This window comes from Vibrio sp. V04_P4A5T148 (assembly GCF_963875605.1).
Lineage (GTDB): Bacteria > Pseudomonadota > Gammaproteobacteria > Enterobacterales > Vibrionaceae > Vibrio > Vibrio anguillarum.
Genome location: NZ_CAWNMS010000097.1, coordinates 1 through 5151 on the forward strand (window position 1 = coordinate 1; position 5151 = coordinate 5151).

The window sequence follows — 5151 nt, forward strand, 5'->3', positions numbered from 1 at the left end:
TAATAAAACCTATTGTTTTCTAATGTGAAATTCAAGCATATCGGATATAAAAAACCACTATTACTCTGCGTCACTAACGAAAAATCAGCCGTACCTAAGATATATTTAAAAACGTCTTGTATTATTTTTTTCATAATAGCCTTGTTAGTGCATCCTGACCTTTGTTTTAAGCATTTTATTTAAAAATCTTTGCAAACCCTTCATCATATTATATCTTGAGTCCCAGTTTTTAAACTCTTTATAAGAACGGCCAGGACTACTGGTCATTTCATCTAAATTCTCTACTGTGATTCCAAGTTTTTTCGCCACGAAGTGTTTGTCTTCTGTTAATTCAGCCTCATCATATAAAGGTTTATTTAGCTCATCAAGTGCTTCTTCTCTTGTAATATCACCTGAAAGAATACGGCTTGCTAAGTGAGAGCGCCTTTTATCAATATTAAACTTAGTGGGTAAGTAGTAGTTTTGAAAGAATTTAGTAAAGCGAGACTCACCATGCTTACGACCGTATGCTTTATAGCCTACTTTATCTTCCAGTTCCTTTTGTGCAAAGTCTTTAGAGTAAGGTAAATAATTGAGCGGTCTAATGACCTTCATCTTCTTAACAAAAGGGTAGTAAAAGTAATATTGTAGAAATCCAATAACTTTATAATCTTTCAGCGGAAGCTTACCAAACTTTCTATGAATAGCCTTTAAGTTAATAGCATCCATTGCGCCATGCTGCCAAGCCGATGCAATCACAGATTCTGTCGCAATATTTCCACCACTAATAACATAATTAATTTTGTTATCAACAGCAAAATGATATAGCGATGCAAAAAAAGCATGATCCTGAACAACATCCTGATTCGCCACACCCGCTTTCAGGTAAGCCAGTTGCAAATCGCGAACTTCTGGCCAGTTCATCACATGGGTATGCAGATCGTAGCCGCAATATTTGACGATTTTTTCAATGTTATATACTGCTAGCTCACTGTTCCAGCCTGCATCAACATGAACAACCAATGGCCTCATTCCGTACTCTTTCATTACCAATGCAAGATACGCACTATCCAGACCACCACTTAAACCAAGGATACAGTCATACTCGTAATTTTTGCGCTCTTCCTTGATTCGATTGAATATCTGCTCCAGTTGCTGCTTGCCTTCTTCGTTCGGAAACCAACGCTTACTGATTACATTGTCAAATTCATGACAATGGTTGCACATACCTTGCTCGTCAAATGTAATTTCAGGATCTGTTGTATCCATCACACAGCGAGTACACATTTGATAGCTACTGTTAGTCATAAAACCTCAATCTAAAAATAAATATTCAAGCTCATGGAAAGCAGGATAAGTCAAAAGTACCGCCTTGTACTTTCCATGAAAAGTAAAGTATGTACCCGCAGCAACGGCTGAAGCTCCGGCCATTTTAACAGCATCTTTAATATGCTCTAAACTACCAACACCACCCTGCACAATTACAGGTATTTCAACGACTGATGTGACTTTTTTAATTAAATCAAGATCTAAGCCCTGCGCTGAACCCTCGCGGTCAATAGACGTTAAAATAATCTCACCTGCACCGTATTGCTGTGCCTTTCTTGCATACTCGATTGGGCAAGTGCCAGTTTTACAGGTGCCATTTTTAGTGTATACCTCATATTTGCCAAACAAGCTTTTTTTAACATCAATCGCTACTACAATGCTTTGAGCACCAGCAATCTGACTGCATTTTGTGACCAACTCTGGGTTCAGATGAAATTCACTATTGATAATGACTTTTTCAACACCAAGCCGAAATAATTTCTCAACCTGATCAACACGGCTAATACCACCACCATACGCGATTGGCATAAAAGCTTCAGAAGCCATGTCACCAATTAGTTCATAATCAGGCTCACCACGATTAACACCGACAGAAATATCAACAAAAGCCAATTCATCAACTTCCTTTTCGTTGAAAATTCTTACCGCATTAATAGGATCACCTACATACTTATGCTTTTTAAATTTTTCACCTTTAACCAAACCACCATCCTGCAATAGCAAAACAGGGATAACACGCTTTTTTAACATTGGATTAACTCTATAAACTGCTTGAAAAGCTGTTTGCCAAACTTATGACTTTTTTCAGGATGAAACTGAACACCGAAGATATTATTTTTGCGAATGGCACAAGTAAATTCATAACCATAATGACAGATAGCCAATTTATTCTCACTTGGTACATCTGCCGCATGATATGAATGAACAAAATAAAAGCGATCTCGGCGATCTGCTTCAAGTGGTTGCAAAATCTCTGGTGATTCAGCGGGAAAAATTTCATTCCATCCCATATGAGGGATTACGTGGCGTTGTTCGCTAGTGAGCTTAGAGAAATCAAAGCGTTTGACCTCGCCTTTAATCCACCCCAATCCTGGTAATTGCCCTTCTTCACTCTTTTCAAGAACAAGCTGCATACCAAGACAAATGCCCAGGAAAGGTATTTTCTCATGTAATACCTTTTGTTCTAACATGGCCTTGAAAGGCTCCAAATGTTTCACACCGTGATCATAAGAACCAACCCCCGGCAGAATAATAGCTTTAGAATTTTCCAAACCAACTGATTGATCAACAATCTCTGCCTCTGCTCCTAGGTAACGTAACATATTCTTTATCGAGCCGCAGTTACCCATACCGTAATCAAGAATTTTTATCATTATGCTAACATCCTCTGATACCCTTCAAGCATTACCCTTTCCTGTTGCTCCCAAGCCTGACCCTGCGCAAACTGGTAAGCATTATTCGATAACTCGGTTAGATCTCGTTCAGCCAAGCGATCCACCGCTTCATTGAGCGCTTCAACAGAATACTCGGTAAGCACCACCCCAAAATCTGCTGCCTGAACAGCCTCAGCCATTTCTTTCATATCAGAGACGATCACAGGTATACCTGCCATTGCATATTCAAAGAGCTTATTTGGCATACAAAAATAATAAGAAAGGCAGGTATTCTCAATTAACGAAATACCAATATCGGCAGAGGCAGTATAGTCAAGGACAACATTAGGTGAAACGGCTGGAAAGTAAAAAATATTCTGATGGTTTTTTGCTGCCTGCTCTACTTCAGTTGTTAAATCCCCATACCCCATAAAAACAGCGACCACATGACTATCTTTTCTTTCTTTGAAAGCGTCCAATATGAGCTGCACACCACGCCCTTTCATCAAGCCACCTTGATAAAGCAAAATCTTCTGATTTGGCAAAATACCCAAACGTTCACGGAAGAGGTTTTTTTTAGCTTGCAGACGAAACCTGGGCGAGTTTTTCACAACTAAGGGGCGTTCTATCTTGTAGGCATTGGCATACCAGTCTGCAATATTTTCGCCCACTACGATTATTAAATCACACGAACGGATGAATAAAGATTCTATATACTTAGAGATGCGCTGGCGAAAGCCGTTCAGCCCATTCTTTTCAGTTTCCAGTTCATGGGCATCATAAACCAGCTTCACCTTAAATAACTTCTTTAGTAGCCACCCTAATGGCAAAAGAGCGAGGGTATGGATATTGACAACCTGGGCTTTTTCCTTCCTCACCATCAATAAGCATTTGAACATAAATTCAATAAACTTGAACAACTGAAAAAATGCACTTTTAGGCAACTTTCGAGTTAGCAACCTGATTCTACAGACCTTTGCTTTTGACTTTATAGAGTCTGCAATAGGCAGATCATCAGCGCCAAGCGCGATAACAGTAAAAGAGTCAAAGGTTTCAGAAGCCTCAAGTGATGAAATTTCTTTAAGTACACGAGATTCGTTCCGAAACTCTGTTAGTGTTATATGAATATTTTTCATTATCTAAAACCCAAAGGCTTGGATATAAAACCAAGCGTAAACCAAAGAACAGGCCACTCGATACCAGTGGACAAGTTCGCAAAAAATAGAATATAGAGAAACAGAAAAATGGAATAAAGTGCAACCATACTTAGCTGATAACCATAAAGCCCAGCATACTTAGCTTGCTTAGTCTCACGATAAAGCTGTAGTAGTACATTCGTAAAAAGAGTCAGCACGGCTAGTAATCCTACCAGCCCCAAGTTAGCCATCACATAAGGGAAAAAACTATGCAGAGTTTTGCCTGCATTACCAGTGGTAAGATAAGCAACATTTATGTTACCTAAGAAGGGAGCATAGTTGAGTTGATTAGCTCCAGTTTCTAATAAAATATCCACTCTGCTTAGTAAAGAAGCATTAGAACCAGAACCAAAGCCTAGTAACCGCAAACTAGTAATATCAAAACCTGATATACCTATAATCAGCACCAGTGCCCCTACAAAAATAGCTAAGCCAATTAGAGCCATCAGGCTAAGATTTTTCACTAGGCGCTTCGACCAAGGTAAGACTAGTTTATGCTTGAGATAGCTCAGCCAGACTGTTTTTTTAGCAGTTACAAGAGACATAACCAGCGTAATAAGATAAACACCTAAAATAACAGCGGTTGCGCTATTAGAGCCAAAAAGCTGTGATCCAACTAATGCCATCAAGGTTGATAAGGTATATACGGACAACCAGAAAAACCTAGCTAAAATAGTAGCACCTTGAGCAATATTCTTTAATACTAGATTAAGGTAAGCGAATGAAACAATAATAAATGAAATTGATAAGAAATTTCCAGACCTTTGATAGCTACCATCAATATCTTTTAAGTAGAAAAGCGAATCATGTAGGCGATGAGAGAAATTGTAGAGCATCCAGATAGATAGAAAATAAAAAAGTAAAATAATATATTTTTCTATCTTTATATCACTCCTAAGGCTAGCCAGACTATGCCTCGTTAAACCTAGTGATGCACCTGTAATATAAAACAATAAAACGCCACCAGTGGTAGCCACTGTTAGTTGTTTTAAATATTCAAGATCATTTAAATCAAAAACTATTCGAAAAGCTATCCAACATATTAGTAAAAGGAAGAAAAAAAAGTGGATATGGAAGTAGAGCTTTTTTTTTACCCAAAACATCGCAAATAACAAACTTGTCAAGCCCACAAACTCTATAAGTAAGTGTAAGGCAACTCCCATCTCACCAACATCAACAATGTTTGCATTGAGATAAATTAGTAATGTGGTGAGTTGAAGAATAATTATTATCTTTAATACAATGACTTTATTATATGGTATAAATCTCACAAC

General features: G+C 38.1%; 5 protein-coding genes. All 5 read right to left on the reverse strand.

The genetic code is table 11. The features are described from left to right. Positions 1–144: 144 nt before the first annotated feature. The gene (locus AACT18_RS17030; protein WP_019282755.1) at positions 145–1287 is read right to left on the reverse strand and encodes an N-acetyl sugar amidotransferase; all 1143 of its coding nucleotides are present in this window, start codon (positions 1285–1287) and stop codon (positions 145–147) included. Positions 1288–1293: 6 nt separating this feature from the next. Beyond that, positions 1294–2058: an AglZ/HisF2 family acetamidino modification protein gene (locus tag AACT18_RS17035; RefSeq protein WP_019282756.1), complete on the reverse strand. Its 765-nt coding sequence runs from the start codon at positions 2056–2058 to the stop codon at positions 1294–1296. Further along, on the reverse strand, positions 2052–2681 hold the full coding sequence (hisH, locus tag AACT18_RS17040) for an imidazole glycerol phosphate synthase subunit HisH (RefSeq protein ID WP_019282757.1): 630 nt from the start codon (positions 2679–2681) through the stop codon (positions 2052–2054). The genes AACT18_RS17035 and hisH overlap by 7 nt, the downstream gene beginning before the upstream one ends. Continuing rightward, complete coding sequence (locus tag AACT18_RS17045) at positions 2681–3817, reverse strand: glycosyltransferase (RefSeq protein ID WP_019282758.1); 1137 nt, start codon at positions 3815–3817, stop codon at positions 2681–2683. Before AACT18_RS17045 ends, hisH begins: the two co-directional genes overlap by 1 nt. Continuing rightward, positions 3817–5151, reverse strand: a 1335-nt coding sequence (locus AACT18_RS17050; protein ID WP_339373511.1) for a hypothetical protein, incomplete at its 5' end; no start/stop codon positions are given. The genes AACT18_RS17045 and AACT18_RS17050, both read right to left, overlap by 1 nt.